Here is a 16,308-nt window from a genome sequence, read left to right on the forward strand (position 1 = left end):
GTAAAGTTCACTAACTGGGTACGAATTGATTAATAAAGATGGAATCATCTAAGGAACGTTTCATGAAAACGCTTACACTGGCCGTTGCACTTACGGGCACTCTCTTGTCAGCCGCTGTCGTTCAAGCTCAGACACTGACATCTGAAAATGAAAAATTAAGCTATGGCCTAGGATTAATTCTAGGTGAGAATTTGCTTCAGGACTTCGATCAGTTGGATGTAGATGCCTTTCGTCGGGGCGTAGAAACCGTGTATAGCCAAGGTGAGCCCTTAATGACGCCTCAGGAAGTTGGAGAGGTGATGCAGGCTTACCAAGAGCGACGTATGGAAGAACAACGTGCTATGTTTAATCGTTTGTCTGAAGAAAACCTGAAAAAAGGCGAAGAGTACTTGGCTGAAAATGGCAAGCGTTCGGGTGTAGTGACCACCGACTCTGGTTTGCAATACGAAGCCATAGAGGCCGGAAAAGGTGCGTCTCCAAGTGCAACGGACACGGTCAAAGTGCATTATCGTGGTGAGTTGATCAATGGTGCAGAGTTCGATAGCTCGTACGCACGTGGTGAGCCTGTATCCTTCCCTCTAAATGGTGTGATTCCAGGTTGGACAGAAGGCTTGCAGCTAATGCAGCCAGGTGGAAAAGCGCGCTTGGTGATTCCGGCTAAGTTGGCGTACGGTCCAGGTGGAATGGGCAACGCAATTGGCCCGAATGAAACACTGATTTTTGAAGTTGAGCTGCTTGAAGTCAATCCTGAGTAACAGATGATCATGCCAGCGCAGTTGCCATTCAGCAGCTGTGCTGGTTATCTTAAAATGTTGATGATCCCATTGCTGCCAACTGCAATGTAGGTTGAGTCAGCATCAAAGGCAACATCGTATATACCTGTGCTTACCGGGCCATAAACGTCGCGCTTCTGAATTTGCCAATGCCTTAGTTGTCTGCCATCCCTCGTATCCCATAAAAAGACGCTGCCAGAGGCTGTCCCCGTTAATAAGCGATCACCATTGTCTGAGAAACGCGCAGCAAGGTGCGTCAACCGCCGTTTAAAAAAGGTCTCATTGCCACTGATAGAGCCGATTAAGCTACCATTGCGCGTATCCCAGAGAACGGCTTGGCTGAGTGCGCCTGAGCTGAAGGCAAGTTGTGCATTGGGGGATAGGGCGACACTGTCGACGATATTGTCGAGTAAAATCTCAGATACGAGGTCCCCTGTTTCCAGATCCCAGAATCGAGCTCTATAGTCATCGGCACCAGTGAGTGCAAAACGACCATCGGCACTGAGTGCAACACTGCGCACTCGAGCGGGGTGTCGGAGTGTTTGCCGAATACCGCCTTGTTTGACATCAAAGAAAACGGCTTGATGATTTGCAAGGCCTAAGAGTGCAAAGTCACCATTAGGTGACACCGCTAAATCAAGAATTTCGCCAGGAGCACTCCAAAACCAGATGGGTTCCCCTGTTGACACCTGCCATAAGACAAGATCCATGGTGGTTGCGGTCACGGCATACTCACCTTCAGGTGAAAAGCCTGCGGCGATAAGGTCACTAAAACCCCCGGCCTGATGGTTCCAGTCGTATAGTCGTTCAGCCTGACGAATATCCCAAAGGCTTCCACCGTGATCAGATGAGCCAACGATGGCATAGCGCCCAGAATTAGAGAGACTGGCACTCATCGCTCCCTGAGCGGTGGCATCAAACCAACGCTCGGGTCCCGTTGTGCTATCGCATGCACTTAGCGTACATACGAAGCTGGCGGCCAATAGCAGTCGACTCAGCCTCATGCTTCGGCTGCTTGCTCTTTGTGAGACGTGTGAAGCACCGCGATCATTTGATCTTCAATTTCAAACCGCTCTTCTAACGCCTCACCGAGGGTCGAAAGTGAATTGAGAAACTCACGTAGCTCGCTGAGTGTGGGCTCTGTGAAGCCGTTGTTTTGATCATTGAAGTCAAGCGCCATATCCGTTGAGCGCTGAATTAGGCAGAGAAGTTTTTGGCCTTTTTCAACACTGCCATCATGAAACTCATCACCTTCACGCAGAAGCTGTTCATAGACTTCAAAGTGGCCTGATGACAAGTAGTCAATTAACTGGGAGCAGAAAAGACCGATGTAGTTATTGAGGGGCTCACCTACAGGTTGGTCAGGGAGTTTGATAAACGTGCTGATCAGCGCTTGTCTTTGTTCCAGCCAGTGGTCAATAATTCGGCTAACACCGCCCCAGCGCTCCTTGGCATTGCGACATTTTTCAAGCATTTTAGTGATCTCCTGCTGACAAGAAGGTGTACTGGGTTTATTTACGTTATTATGATTCACATAATACACCTTTAAGTGAATTATCATAATACTACTGCCAGAGATTGGAAGCGACAACTGGTCAGCGAATCATAGAGCAGGCAAGATGCTTGGCGTACATGAATAGAGCGAGGAAAAGAATCGTATGAAATTAAGACTATTATTAGGTTTAGCGCTTATTCTTTGCGTAGGGCAGGCGCAAGCGCAAGAGTATCCTGGCTATGTTGAGCTTAAGCCGTTTACAACGAATTTTGGCCAGGTTCAGTCAGGTCCGCTGAGATTCGTGAAAGCAGAGGTCACTTTGCAAGTCGCTGAAAATGGTTCACGTTTAGATGTTGATAAACATCTTCCGCATATTCGCAATGAGTTGGTCTTCCTGTTTTTGGAGCAGGGCGAACGAGATTTGTCGACGATTGAATCTCAGTCATTGTTAGCGCAGAAAGCACTGAACAGCGTGCAGCGCCTTTTGATTGAAGAAACAGGTGCCCCACAAATCAGTGACCTGTTTTTCACCAGCCTAGTGGCTCAGTAGAGCGCACTAGGCGAGCGAATGAAGCAGTGAGCTAGTTGCGGGCGTGGTAATCCGCCAAGAAAGTGTCGAAATCCACTGCTGTATTGGCTTCAATAGAGGCCTGTTCTTGCAACGAGGTTATGGCTTCATTGTCGAGTCGGGATTGAATAACGGCATCAAGGGGTGTTTGGCTTAATGTTGCTTTGTGCTTGAGACTGAGTTGAAACATCCAGTCGTGGTAGCTGAGCTTTGAGGCAGATAACTGCTCTAACACCTGTGCAGAGGGCGTCAAGCTCGGATCTTGGACAGAGCGTCGCTGCTGTTCAACAGCATGGCTGTGATAGCTAAACCCATTGGCTTCATCCATAACAGCGGCGGTCTTTGCAATTTTGTCCAGTAGTCTATCGGCCAAGGCTTCCCGCGGCACTTCCACGCCATCACTGAGTAAGGTCAAACCCGGTGCGCGGCCTTGTGTTACGATGCGCTGGTGGTTTTGAGCAATGCTTTCGCATTCGTCGGATGATAGCTCATCATTTTCACTGAGTAAGCAGGTCACGAGAAATGCATCCAAAAAGTAGGCTTGCTCTGTGCTGATGCCCATAGGAATGAGCGGATTGATGTCGGTGTTGCGCACTTCAATGTATTGAACGCCTTTTGTCATCAGAGCGTGTATCGGCTTTTCGCCAGACTCAGCAACACGCTTAGGGCGAATGTCGCTATAATATTCATTTTCGATTTGCAAAATGTTGGCATTAAGCTGTCGATACTGTCCATCAACTTTTACACCAATGGCCTCATAGGGTGCATGAGGGGTTCGAATCGCTTCGCGCAAGGAGTCGGTGTAGCTTTGCAGGTGGTTAAAGCAGATATTCAAGCTCGACTGGGCTTTGTTCGTATAGCCCAGATCACTCATGCGTAACGAGGTGGCATAGGGTAAATAGAGTGTGTCCTGTGTTAGCGTTTCCAGCTGGTGAGCTTTGCCCTTCAAAAAGCTTTGACTAAGGGCAGGTGATGCACCGAATAAATACAATAATAGCCAGCTGTGACGACGGAAATTACGAATGAGTTTAAAGTAGCTGGCCGAGCGAAAATCACTCATGCTGCCATCAAACTGACACATTTTTTGGTAGACGGGCCACAATTGCTCAGGAAGAGAGACGTTGTAATGAATCCCCGCAATGGTTTGCATCATTTTCCCGTAGCGATGCTGTAAGCCCAGCCGATAGATGTGTTTCATCTTACCGATGTTGGAATGACCATACTCGGCAACAGGAATCGAATCTTCAGAAGGAATGTAGCAAGGCATACTGCCACCCCAGATCACTTCATCGGCTAAAACACCGTAGCTGAAGCGGTGTAAATCCTCAAGATGACGAATCATCTCCTCAGGGTTGTGGAAGACGGGCGTGATAAACTCAAGCAGCGCTTCTGAGTAGTCCGTCGTAATCTCGCTGTGGGTCAGCGCAGAGCCAAGTCCTTTGGGATGAGGGGTCTGTGAAAGATGCCCATGCCCATCAAGACGCAGGCCCTCTTTCTCGATGCCATGTTGTAACTGTGTCAGAAGGTTGCCATGTCCGTTACTGACAAGCTGGTGCAGATGTTGCTCAAAGGTTGCAGACAAAACTCAGCTTCCTATTCAGTCAAAAATGAGGACTGCATTATAAACCAGTCATGCTGAAATGCAGTCCTGAAATCGACCTATGTGATATTTAATTTATACTTTTCATCGACAAAGCAATACGCTTTCTGTGGGTATCCACCTCTAAAACGCGCACTTGAACAATTTGCCCTGTTTGTACAACGCTATGTGGATCGCTTACAAAGCGGTCGGCCAATTGTGAAATATGCACCAGTCCATCTTGATGCACGCCAATATCGACGAACGCGCCAAAGGGGGTTACATTGGTAATGACCCCCTCCAGTCGCATCCCTTCTTGCAGGTCCTGAAGTGTTTGAACCCGTTGATCGTATCGGACGGACTGAAACTCGGGTCGTGGATCTCGGCCGGGCTTTTCGAGTTCTTTTAAAATGTCCGTCAGCGTAAACCGCGCAGTCGAGAGCTGATCAATTTGACGTTGAGTCAAGGTTTTTAGAACAGCCGGTTGATTTAACAGTTCAGGAACCGTCATGCCGACACAGCGCGCAATGTCTGCAACAAGGTCATAGGATTCGGGGTGAACGGCCGAATTGTCTAGAGGCTCAGCGCCGTTACGAATGCGTAAGAATCCAGCGCACTGTTCAAAGGCCTTTGGTCCCAGCCTTGGCACTTTTAACAGTTGTTTTCGTTGCTCAAAGCGACCGGATGCATTTCGCCATGCCACGATATTGCTGGCTAGGGTCGAATTGAGACCTGCAACACGGCTAAGTAAGGCCTCAGAGGCCATGTTTAAATCGACACCGACATAGTTCACACAGTCTTCGACCACATCATCAAGTTTGCTGGCAAGGGCCTTCTGGTCGATGTCGTGTTGATACTGACCCACCCCAATCGACTGAGGGTCAATCTTAACCAATTCGGCAAGCGGGTCTTGCAAGCGCCGAGCAATGGAGACGGCACCGCGGATGCTCACGTCTAGGTCGGGAAACTCGGCGGCGGCCAAGGCAGATGCCGAGTAGACGGATGCACCTGCTTCGCTGACCAACACAGCGGTAGGTGCCGATTGTCCGATAAGTGTTTGCAGTTGGCTCACTAGGGTTTGCGTTTCTCGTGAGGCCGTTCCATTTCCGATCGCAATCAGTTCAACATCATGTTTCTTGATCAAGCGAGTCAGCGTGTCGAGCGCTTGTGCTTCCTTATGATGCGGGGCGTGGGGATAAATGGTGTCATACGCTAGGAGTTGGCCAGTGGCACTAACGACTGCGAGTTTTGTTCCTGTGCGAAGGCCTGGGTCTAAACCCAGTGTGGCTTTCGCGCCAGCGGGGGCTGCCAATAATAAATCTTTCAGGTTTTTGGCAAACACATCAATGGCAACGGCATCCGCACTTTCACGCATCTGCTTCACCAGCTCTGTTTCAAGTTGCGGTCTTAAGCGTTTACTCCATGCCTCTTCAATCACTTTCTTTAACCAAGGGTGACTATTTGCATACTGAACCTTGACGGCTTGAGCCAAGGTGAAAAAGGGCGTGTCTAGCATGCCTTCAGGTAAATTAAGGGCGTATTTCAACACGCCTTCGTTATGGCCTCTAAGGATAGCCAAGGCCCGATGTGATGGGATTTTCGCAATGGCTTCTTCATACTCAAAGTAATCACGATATTTGCTATCGTCTTGCGCTTTCCCCTTAACGACTTGAACCTTAAGGATCCCCTTCTTCCAGAGCTGGAGTCTTAGGTGACCTAGGGCATCTGCTTGTTCTGTGAGCGTTTCCAATAGGATATGCTTGGTGCCCTCTAATACTCCATCAAGTGTATCGAAGGGGGGAACCTTCGTGATGAAGGAAGGCGCAACGCCTTTTGGATCGTCTTGATAATGCTGCAGAATGGTTTGGCTTAGAGGGGCTAAACCGGCTTCACGGGCTTCTTGTGCTTTGTTGCGCCGTTTTGGGCGAAAGGGAAGGTATAGATCTTCAAGTCTCGATTTGGTATCGGCGCTGAGCAGAGCGTCTTTGAGTTCGCGGGTCAGTAAGCCTTGTTCGCTGATCTGCTCGATAATAACCGTGCGCCGCTGATCCAAGTCACGTAAGTACAACAGGCGTTGGTGTAAGTCTCTCAGTTGGGTGTCATCGAGGCCGCCAGTCGCTTCTTTACGATAGCGGGCAATAAAGGGAATCGTGGCCCCTTGATCCAAAAGTGCGAGGGTGGCTGAGACTTGATGCTGTCCAATGTCTAGCTCTTTGGCCAATTTGAGTTCAATGTGCATGGGTATCCTTAGGTTGACGCAGACCTGTTCGTGACGTGTGATGGACGAAAAAGGCACTTTAAATTATGGGTAAATGTAAAGTGAAAGTTAGTGTTAAAGTATATAGACTAAAGTTGTGCTATTTTAAACGAACCATTAAAGCCATATACCCTTCGCTAATCAGGGCATGACACATGAATTCATCCTATCTAGCTGATAGTACCTCACAACGACTTGGACGTCGCTCCGTGATTGTGGTCGTTCTATTGGTTGTGTTTGCGCTGCTGATGGTTCAAACAGCGCACATCAGTCGCAGCCAAACGCTGGCCGAACTGGAGCGAAAAACGGAAGCGGATCTTAACCGCTATCTTTTGAGTGTCCAACAAAAGTTCGATCGATACAAGGATTTACCCAAGCTTCTGTCTGGCTACTCGGAGCTGGCCTCAATTCTTCCGCTTCCTATGAATGAGCAAGATAGATTGCGCATCAATTTTTATTTACAAGATGTGAATGCAACCATTGGGGCATCCGATACTTATTTAATGAATGCAGAGGGTGAAACGGTTGCATCGAGTAACTGGGCTTTAGACCGTTCATTCGTGGGGGGGAATTTCAGTTTTAGACCTTATTTTATCGATGCAATGAAAGGGCAGTCTGGCCGTTATTTTGCATTAGGCACGACGTCTCAACAGCGGGGGTATTTTTTTAGTTATCCGGTTTACGAGGCTGGACAAATTCAAGGTGTGGTCGTTGTGAAGATTGACCTAAATGATGTTGAGGATCATTGGAATGATCCCATGCAGGACATTTTGGTAACGGACAATGATGATGTGATTTTCATTTCGACACGCCCTGAATGGAAGTTTAGAACGCTGCGCCCCTTAGCGGCACATGAGCGTCGTCGTGTGGTTGAAAGCCTAAGATACGGCGCGCATGATTTGGACCCTTTGGACATTGTTCAAAGAGATACGCTGCCATCGGGCTCTCAGTTAATTACCCTGACGGATATTTTGGACAAAAATCGAGACGATCAAGAGGTTTTGACGTCGCGACAATACTTAAAAATGTCACGCTCCATGCCGGATGCGGATTTAAATGTCACAATTTTAGCGAGTTTAAAGCCGGTCGAGCAGCGCATGATCAGTGCCTTGACGCATGTGGCGTTTATTTATGTTGCGACAGTGTTGCTCGTTATGGTGCTCTTGGCGCGTTATCGTATTGTTCAGCAACGGGAAGATTTCCAGCTACGGGAGCACCGGGCACTAGAGTCCTCAGAAGCTAGAATCCGCGCGATTATCGACAACACCCATGCAGGTTTGATCACCTTAGATGAACAAGGGTTGATGCGGTATCTCAACCCCACGGCTGAGAAACTCTTTGGTATTAAAGCGGATGAAATCCGAGAGCACTATTTTAGCCAGCTGTTATCAGAGGCCGATCGATCCGTGTGTTGGCGACATATCATGAATGATGCACCCGACGCACCGGATGAGCTCACGATCGAAGCACAGGCCTATCATAAAGGCCGTGGTTGGTTCCCAATTGAGTTAACAATCGGTCGCATGGAAGTGGCGGGTGAGCGTCAATTTATGTTAACCATTCATGACATTACGGAGCGTAAGCTATATGAGCAACGTTTGCAGCAGGCCCGCGACGCCTTAGAATCTCGTGTTGAAGAGCGAACCTCGGATTTGCGTCAGATTAACATGCGATTACTGGATGAGATGTCTCAGCATCGTCATACCCAGAATGAATTAATTCAGACGGCAAAATTGGCGGTGCTTGGGCAAATGGCTGCAGGAATTAATCATGAGCTTAACCAACCTCTTACGGCTATTCGTCATTATGCTGACAATGCCAAGGCTTTTCTGGAGCGGGGCCGATTTGAAGTGGTATCCAGTAATCTGTCTGAGATTAGTGGCCTGACGGAGCGTATGGCAAAAATTATACATCCTTTAAAAGAGTTTTCACGCAAAAGCACGGGACAGAGTGAGGTTGTGTGTCTAAAAGCGGTTCGTGATGGGGCAATGTCCGTCATGTATGGGCAGCTCGAAAAAGAGGGGATCGAGGTAAGCTGGCCTTCAGGTCTTGAGGAGGTCTATGTAACGGCCGATAGTTTGAGGCTCGAGCAGGTGTTTGTAAACTTGTTAGCGAATGCTATTCAAGCGATGGAAGGTTATGAAAATCCGCGTATTGATGTTAGTTTAACCTCGTCTCAGTCCATGATAGATATAAGTTTTAGAGATTATGGGCCGGGTATCAACGATCCACAGCGGATCTTTGAGCCCTTTTATACAACAAAAACAGCTGGCCAAGGGCTGGGGTTAGGCTTATCCATTTCCCAACGTATTGCTGAGTCCTTACAAGGAAGCCTGATAGCCAAAAATCATGCAGATGGAGGAGCTGTCTTCGTGATTAGTCTACCGATGGCCTCCATTCCGGGTCATATAGAGTGCCCCTCACCGTCAGAACGCGTATAGAGAAAATAACCTATGCAACCAATGAACAGCCCTGTATTACTGGTGGATGATGAAAAGCACGTTCGCCTTGCCGCGGGTCAGACTCTAGAACTGGAGGGCTATGATGTCTCTGCCTTAAGCCGAGGTGAGGACGCCTTAGCCCTGGTGGATGACAACTGGCCAGGCGTGATTATTACCGATATTAATATGCCGGGCATGGATGGTTTGGAGTTGATGCGTAAAGTTCATGCGAAAGACCCAACCTTACCCGTGATCTTGATTACCGGACATGGGGACATATCCATGGCTGTCAAAGCCATTCGAGAAGGCGCCTACGATTTTATTGAAAAGCCCTTTGCTTCTGAGTTGCTGCTGGATGTGGTCCGCAGGGCCTTGGATAAGCGGCATCTGACCCTTGAAAACCGTCATTTAAAAATGGAGCTGGAGGCGCAAAGTGCGCCAGGTCCAAGGGTGATTGGTAAGTCAGAAAAAATGCAACAGTTGCGACGTTTAGTGTCTGCAATCGCGGACACTTCAGCCGACATTCTAATTATGGCTGAAACGGGTTGTGGTAAAGACTTATTGGCTCGTTACATCCATGAGCACAGCTCACGTCAAGAAAAGAACTTAGTGGCGATTAACTGCGGAGCTGTGCCCGAAGCGCTCATAGAAAGTGAGTTGTTTGGGCATGAGGCAGGCGCATTCACCGATGCTCGATCTAGGCGTATTGGTAAGCTGGAGCATGCCAATGGTGGAACGCTTTTTCTGGATGAAATTGAAAGCATGCCGCTCTCTTTGCAAATCAAATTGCTGAGAGTGTTGGAGGATCGACAAATTGAGCGTTTAGGTTCGAATCAGGTGATTGATTTGGATTTGCGTGTTATTGCTGCCAGCAAGGCGGAATTGCGCCAATTGTGCGAACAAGGGCAATTTCGAGAAGATCTGTATTATCGATTAAATGTGCTGCGTGTCGATATTCCCCCCTTACGAGAGCGGCGAGAGGACATTCCTTTGCTCTTCCATCATTTCTCGCTGATTGCGTCAGCTCAGTACGGTCGAGAGGTGTTGCCCTTGTCTGCCGAGCGTATGCGCAGTTTGATGTTGCATGATTGGCCTGGCAATGTACGTGAGTTGCGAAATCTCGCTGAACGTTACGTGCTCTTGGGTGAAAGTTGTACATTTGATTTTGATAACCGGCCGATCACTGGAGCGCCCGTAGGACGAGCCATGACCTTACCGGAACAGGTGGAGTATTTCGAGAAAACCTTGATTCACACTGAACTGTCACGCCATGCAGGCTCAATCAAAGATACGCTGGATAGCTTGGGATTGCCGCGCAAAACCCTGTACGACAAAATGCGTAAGTACGACCTAGACAAAAAAGATTACAAATAGCCTTCTTGTCTAGGTCGATGAGTCTCTTACAGCTTGAAGCGCGATAGCATCTGCTCCAGCTGTGTCGCAAGATCGGTCAGTTCACGTGAAACATCGTTTAGGAAGCGAGCATGCTCCGAGGTTTCGTCTGTACTGTGGTTTATGGCTTGAATGCTAGTATCAATTTGATTGGCAACGTCTGAGTTGGCATGAATAGCCTGAGCGACTTGATGGTTCATACTGTTTATGCGCTCAATTTCGGTGGCGATGGTGGCAAATGCACGGGTTGAGTTTTCAACCTGTGTGACACCCGAGTCTGCACTTTTTAGAGAGCTTTCCATCGCTTGAACGGCTTCTCTCGCGCCAGCTTGAAGCGTGGAGATGATAGTGTTGATTTCCTCCGTTGATGAGTGCGTCCGACTGGCCAGTGTTCGTACTTCATCTGCCACTACGGCAAACCCTCTGCCTTGCTCGCCCGCTCTAGCAGCTTCAATCGCCGCATTGAGCGCAAGCAGGTTGGTTTGCTCAGCAATTTTGCGAATCACTTCAAGGACGGTATCAACATTTTGACTTTGTTGGTCCAATTGGTGAATAACACGAGTGGCTTGTTCAATGTTCTGGCGTAAATGGGTAATAGAGTCGATCGCATCATCGGTAATGCGTCGACCGGACTCGCTTTCTTGTCTGGCAAGTTCGGAGGCCGCAACGGTTTCCTCTGCGCTTGACGCGACGCTCTCAGTCGAGTGGCTCATCTGAGTAATCGCGGCCATGACCGAGGATGTTTGCTCTTGTTGATGCATCACGGAGCCGCTGGTGCGCTGAGCGATATGATTAATTCGACTGCTAGAGCTTGAGAGTTTTGAGACGGTGTCACTCACATGTTGCAAACTGGCTTGAATATTGGAGAGGAGTGCGTTAGCTGCCATGGACATACGCCCAATCTCATCTTTTCCATCGACTGGAACTCGTAGGCTAAAATCATTATGTTCTTCAATCTGATGCAGTGTCTTCGCGAAACGATTGAGCGGTGAAATCACCACGCGGTTTAAGACATAGCTGATCATCAATATGCCTGCAATAAATAATGCAAGTTCAATCAGTGCAACATTAATCATGTTGCTTCGAATGGCTTGGTTCATTTGATCCAAGGAATAGGTTACACGAACCGCTCCCAAAACCGTATTTTCTGGATGCTGATGGCAGAGCATACAGTTGGTGCCTTTGTAATCCGGGATGGCTTTCATGGGGAGAATAACGGTTAAGCGGTGGCCGTTACCATCACGTGTTTCTTCAATAATTCGCTCGCCTTGCATGGCGCGCCGATCCAAGTCGTCCCGAACCACAGAGTCGCTAGAACCGGGGCCATAGATGCTGTTTAAGGCATCACTGCGAAGAATCCGAGCTTCAGTAATGGACTCATTGCTGAGTATTTTGTCTTGTAAGGCTTTACGATTGCCCATTGCGCCGCTGAGCATCAGAATATTGATGCTATCGAAGTAAGAGTCGGCCGTATCAATGGTGGTGGTTGTGGCAACTTGACTGACCAGCGACGATTCGCTGCGATAAATAACAGTGAGTGATGTGATGAGCACTATAAAAAATACGGCTAGGAGTGATAGGTTAACTCTTGTTTTAATAGACATCTTCAACCTCAGTGCTCAACAATAAAAAGAGTACAGTCTTGTTTTAATCAGAAAGCAAGTATAACAGGCATTTACAATAACGCACCTATTGTAAGTGTACTGATTCATAACGAAATAAATGTGTGGAAATCCGCCAATTTGATTTTTTATATGGATGGTTAGTCGCCAAACTCATTGAGTGTATGGACATGTATAATTTATACGGTGCATGTAAGTTTATGATATGTATTGATAAGTCTGATAAATTTTTGAGTTGGCATATATCCTGCTTATAGATTGCTCATGGTACATCGCGCAGTTATAAGCTTGGTAAACAGTAAATCTGGACTAAAGTTAATTACAACTGTGTCACCACAATAAACATAAGTTTTGACCGTGTTAACTCAACCCCAGAGGTTAAGAAAAATGTCTGATACTGATAAGTCGCTTGATGCACTCAGCCCAGAAGAGCGAGCCAAGCTAAAAGAGCTCATGGAGAAAGACGCCAAAACAGAGCGTCGGCTCGGTGGGGTCTGGAAGTGGTTAGTCGCGGCGTTAGGCGCCATAATGGTTTTGATCTATTTCTATGGTGCTGGTTTCAAAGCCTTAAGCACACAATACCACTTAGGTGTGTATGTCCTGATTACCTTTGCGTTGGTGTTTTTGCTTTACCCCGCCGGATCACGCAGAATGGCTATCTCCTTATCGATTTTGACTGGTTTTCTCATATCGATATTAATTAACTCCTTCTTTGTATTTGAATCACCTTACGCACTTTATCAGCAAGTCATGATGTTTAAAGAGACTGCCGGATATGATGGATTGGGCGTTGCCTATGCAGAAGAGTTTGGTTTGTTGGGCTGGATATTCTTATTAACCTTGCCTTTTGCGGCTTTATTGGTGCCACTGGATCAGTGGATGGCGAAGCGTTTTACCAGCACTCCAACGGCCAGCGATATTCTTCTCTGCTTAATGGTAACGGCGTCAGTCATGTACTGGATCAGCCAATTTGAGCAATTAAACTACCGTGCAGGTGCCGAACATGAGTTGGATTATCTCATCAGTATAGTGGGTTTGATTTTATCGCTTGAAGTTTGTAGACGCGTGTTAGGCTGGTCCATTACCTTAATCGGTATTGGTATGATTGCGTTTGGCTTATATGGCCCGTATTTGCCTGAGTTGTTTGCTCACCGTGGCTTTAGTATTGAACGTTTAGCAACCTCTTTGTTCCTGACGACCAACGGCGTGTTTGGTGTGATGGCGAGTGTTCTGGCGACCTACGTTATTCTATTTATTTTCTTCGGCGCGTTTTTGCAAAAATCAGGTGCTGGAAAGTTCTTTATTGAATTGCCTTTGGCCTTGGCGGGTCGTTCTGCGGGGGGGCCTGCAAAAGTAGCTGTTATGTCCTCAGCCTTATTTGGCTCAGTGTCCGGTAGTGCTATTGCGAATACCGTGTCCTCAGGAGCATTCACCATTCCAATGATGAAACGTGCAGGGTTTAAACCACATGTTGCCGGTGCAATTGAGCCTGCTGCGTCTATTGGAGGAATGTTCTTGCCTCCGATCATGGGTGCGGGTGGCTTCTTAATGGCGGAATTGACGGGGACGCCGTATTCCACCATCATGATTCTATCCATAGGGCCTGCGTTCATTTACTTCTTATCTATCTTTATGATGGTTCACTTTGAAGCTAAAAAACACAATTTGATTGGTACTCCGGGTGAAGTGTTACCGCACTGGAAGGAGGTTTTGAAGTCGGGATGGTACTTTGCACTGCCACTCGTGATCATTACCGTTCTACTGTTAAGTGGACGTTCTGCAGGCAATGCGGCATTCTGGGCGACCTTGTCCTGTATCGCTGTTAGCTGGATCAAAAAAGAGACGCGCATGGGCCCACGTGAGATTTGGGATGCTATCCAAATTGGTGCGCGCAATACGCTGATTGTAGGGGCTACTATGGGGGTTATTGGTGTGATCGTGGGTACGATCTCCTTGACCGGTATGGGCCTTAAATTCTCAGATCTCATCATTTCAATGGCTGGCGGTAATTTATTGTTGGCTCTAGTGCTAGTGGCGATTGCCTCCCTGGTCTTGGGCATGGGTGTGCCAGTGACGGCGGCATACTTGATCGTTGCTGTCCTTGCCGTACCGGCTTTGGGTGATTTGGGTGTAACTGTCATTGCGGCACATATGATTGTGTACTGGCTCTCACAAGACTCCAACATAACACCACCTGTGTGTGTGGCGGCATATGCTGGGGCGGCGATTGCGGGTTCAGATCCATGGAAAACCGGTTGGACCGCATTCAAGTTCGCAAAAATGCTGTACATCATGCCGCTGCTGTTTGCCTTCGTACCCGCAATGCTGCTAGATGGCTCGACCACTGACATTTTGATTGCGTACACATCGGCGGTGATGGGAACCATTGCGTTCTGTTCATTTGCCATCGGCTACGCGCGTCGTAAAACGACATTACTTGAGTGGATTATACTTGGAGTTGCAACCGTTGCACTCTACTGGCCAACGCTGATCTCTGATGCAATCGGTTTGGCCTTAGTTGCGGTCGTGTATTGGATGCAGCGTGATGTGACCAAACAAAGTGGCGTTGAAGCGCTTACCACTAAGCCTGAATAAAGGACACGATTATGGCGTTGTATACAAAAATACTGTTCGCGACCGATTTTTCTGAAGGCTCGTATAAGGCATGCCAACATGCGTTGGAGATTGCACACCTTTCGGGTGCTCAGCTCTATGTTTTGCATGTCATCACTGAGTTGACGGATAAGCGTCGCCGACGTTTACCTGCTGAAGTGGTCGAAATCTTTGCGCGCGAGGTCGAGACCCATGCGATTGCAGATATGAAAGACTTTTGTAAACAATACCTTTCTTCTGAAAAGCTAAAAGGTATTGAGCTAGTTACCGATGTTGTCATCGGGCGCAGTGAAGAAGAGATTTTACGTGTTGCAAATACCCAGTCAGTGGACCTCATTGTACTGGGCACAGCTGGGCGGACGGGTATCGAAAAAGTACTCGTTGGTTCAACGGCTGAGCGAGTGATACGTGAAGCGAAGGTTCCGGTATTGACCGTTCGAATCTGAGCAAGATGAATTGTTTTGTGAAAGCAAAACGTGATACACCCATAAAAAATGATAAATACAAAAGAGGAAATCTTTATGTCAGCCATGTTTAATTTCAAAAAAACGGCTTCATTAGCGGCAGCAGCAGTTGCGGCTGTGTCCCTTACCTTTGCATCTATGGCCAGTGCTCAATCGGTTCAGCGTTTGGCGTTTTCCGGTGGTCCAGATGGCGGTACCTTCCAGTTTTTCTCTAATGGCATCTCAACACGTTTATCACGTGCAATTGACGGCGTTGACGTGTCGAATATGGCATCAGCGGGTTCCGTTGAGAACTTAAGACGTGTTAACTCGCGTGATGCGGACTTTGGTATTGTCTACTCAGGCGATCTTTACTTAGGTTCAGAAGGTCAGCTGACGAACGATACCCGTCGTTACCGTAACGTTCAGGCGATCTCTTACATGTTTGGTGCGCCTGCGCACTTGATTGTACTGGATAGCGCTGGCATCACCGATGTAAGTCAGCTGGCTGGGAAAAATGTTGCTGTAGGACCTGCGGGTTCTGGAGCGGCAGCATCTGCACAGCGTTTCTTTGAAGGTGTTGGTCTGTGGGACAAAATCAGCCCTCAGTACATAGGTTACAACCAAGGTGCTTCTGCGTTGGGTGACCGTCAAATTGATGCGCTGTGGGTGTTTGCAGGCTTCCCGAATGCATCTGTTATCCAAGCGGCTACCAGCAATCGTGTAAAACTGTTGCAAGTGTATGAAGCGGCTGAGAAAGGAACATTGTTCAATGATCATCCTTACTATGCTCAGGTAACCATCCCAGCGGGAACTTACCCGAACGTAGACTACGATGTAGTGACCATTCAAGACTCAGCCTTGTGGGTTACTGGACGTCACATGTCTGAAGAGATGATTTACAACATGGTGTCTGAAGTTTACTCAGACAGCGGCTTGGAGTTCATGCGTTCTGTGTCTAGCGCTGCCTCTGCAATGACGGTTGAAAGTGCTCTAGACGGTATCGTCAACACTGTTCACCCTGGTGCAGCTAAGTTCTGGGAAGAAAAAGGTCATACCTTGAACGACGCTCAGAAGTAAGTTTTGTTTTAAGGTCTCATTTATTTAATCAGGCCTGTAAAAAAC

At 47.9% G+C, this 16,308-nt stretch carries 12 protein-coding genes; 7 read left to right on the forward strand and 5 right to left on the reverse strand.

What is annotated here, in order from left to right:
• The first annotated feature begins 62 nt into the window (after positions 1 to 62).
• Positions 63 to 755 carry an FKBP-type peptidyl-prolyl cis-trans isomerase gene (locus F5971_RS10575; RefSeq protein ID WP_193494960.1) on the forward strand — a complete coding sequence of 231 codons (693 nt, stop codon included), beginning with the start codon at positions 63 to 65 and terminating at the stop codon, positions 753 to 755.
• 44 nt (positions 756 to 799) lie between these two features.
• Here F5971_RS10575 and F5971_RS10580 read toward each other — a convergent pair whose 3' ends face one another.
• Together F5971_RS10580 and rsd are read right to left on the reverse strand one after the other, a co-directional pair.
• On the reverse strand, positions 800 to 1,777 hold the full coding sequence (locus F5971_RS10580; protein ID WP_036511828.1) for a WD40 repeat domain-containing protein: 978 nt from the start codon (positions 1,775 to 1,777) through the stop codon (positions 800 to 802).
• Complete coding sequence (gene rsd, locus F5971_RS10585) at positions 1,774 to 2,247, reverse strand: sigma D regulator (RefSeq protein ID WP_193494961.1); 474 nt, start codon at positions 2,245 to 2,247, stop codon at positions 1,774 to 1,776. The genes F5971_RS10580 and rsd overlap by 4 nt, the downstream gene beginning before the upstream one ends.
• A gap of 184 nt (positions 2,248 to 2,431) precedes the next feature.
• Between rsd and F5971_RS10590 the strand changes: the two genes are divergently transcribed.
• Positions 2,432 to 2,818, forward strand: a complete 387-nt coding sequence (locus F5971_RS10590; RefSeq protein ID WP_036511832.1) for a flagellar basal body-associated FliL family protein — start codon at positions 2,432 to 2,434, stop codon at positions 2,816 to 2,818.
• A 31-nt stretch (positions 2,819 to 2,849) separates the two neighbouring features.
• On the opposite strand, the gene gshA is transcribed toward F5971_RS10590, so the two are convergent.
• Positions 2,850 to 4,418 (reverse strand): glutamate--cysteine ligase, encoded by a 1,569-nt coding sequence (gene gshA, locus F5971_RS10595; RefSeq protein ID WP_051514471.1) that lies wholly within the window; start codon positions 4,416 to 4,418, stop codon positions 2,850 to 2,852.
• An 88-nt stretch (positions 4,419 to 4,506) separates the two neighbouring features.
• On the reverse strand, positions 4,507 to 6,654 hold the full coding sequence (locus tag F5971_RS10600) for a Tex family protein (protein WP_193494962.1): 2,148 nt from the start codon (positions 6,652 to 6,654) through the stop codon (positions 4,507 to 4,509).
• 173 nt (positions 6,655 to 6,827) lie between these two features.
• Between F5971_RS10600 and F5971_RS10605 the strand changes: the two genes are divergently transcribed.
• Positions 6,828 to 9,113 carry an ATP-binding protein gene (locus F5971_RS10605; protein WP_193494963.1) on the forward strand — a complete coding sequence of 762 codons (2,286 nt, stop codon included), beginning with the start codon at positions 6,828 to 6,830 and terminating at the stop codon, positions 9,111 to 9,113.
• Between the two features lie 12 nt (positions 9,114 to 9,125).
• Positions 9,126 to 10,487, forward strand: coding sequence for a sigma-54-dependent transcriptional regulator (locus F5971_RS10610; RefSeq protein ID WP_089503632.1), 1,362 nt, complete (start codon positions 9,126 to 9,128; stop codon positions 10,485 to 10,487).
• Between the two features lie 26 nt (positions 10,488 to 10,513).
• Here the strand turns inward: F5971_RS10610 and F5971_RS10615 are convergent, their stop codons facing one another.
• Positions 10,514 to 12,109, reverse strand: coding sequence for a methyl-accepting chemotaxis protein (locus tag F5971_RS10615; RefSeq protein ID WP_036511834.1), 1,596 nt, complete (start codon positions 12,107 to 12,109; stop codon positions 10,514 to 10,516).
• Positions 12,110 to 12,514: 405 nt separating this feature from the next.
• On the opposite strand from F5971_RS10615, the gene F5971_RS10620 reads away from it, so the two are divergent.
• From F5971_RS10620 to F5971_RS10630, 3 genes are all read left to right on the forward strand, one after another.
• Positions 12,515 to 14,722, forward strand: a complete 2,208-nt coding sequence (locus tag F5971_RS10620) for a TRAP transporter permease (RefSeq protein WP_193494964.1) — start codon at positions 12,515 to 12,517, stop codon at positions 14,720 to 14,722.
• Positions 14,723 to 14,733: 11 nt separating this feature from the next.
• Positions 14,734 to 15,186, forward strand: a complete 453-nt coding sequence (locus F5971_RS10625; RefSeq protein ID WP_036511839.1) for a universal stress protein — start codon at positions 14,734 to 14,736, stop codon at positions 15,184 to 15,186.
• 75 nt (positions 15,187 to 15,261) lie between these two features.
• Positions 15,262 to 16,263 carry a TAXI family TRAP transporter solute-binding subunit gene (locus F5971_RS10630; protein WP_202806867.1) on the forward strand — a complete coding sequence of 334 codons (1,002 nt, stop codon included), beginning with the start codon at positions 15,262 to 15,264 and terminating at the stop codon, positions 16,261 to 16,263.
• Positions 16,264 to 16,308: the final 45 nt, after the last annotated feature.

Source organism: Nitrincola alkalisediminis, assembly GCF_009821115.1.
GTDB classification, from domain to species: domain Bacteria; phylum Pseudomonadota; class Gammaproteobacteria; order Pseudomonadales; family Balneatricaceae; genus Nitrincola; species Nitrincola alkalisediminis.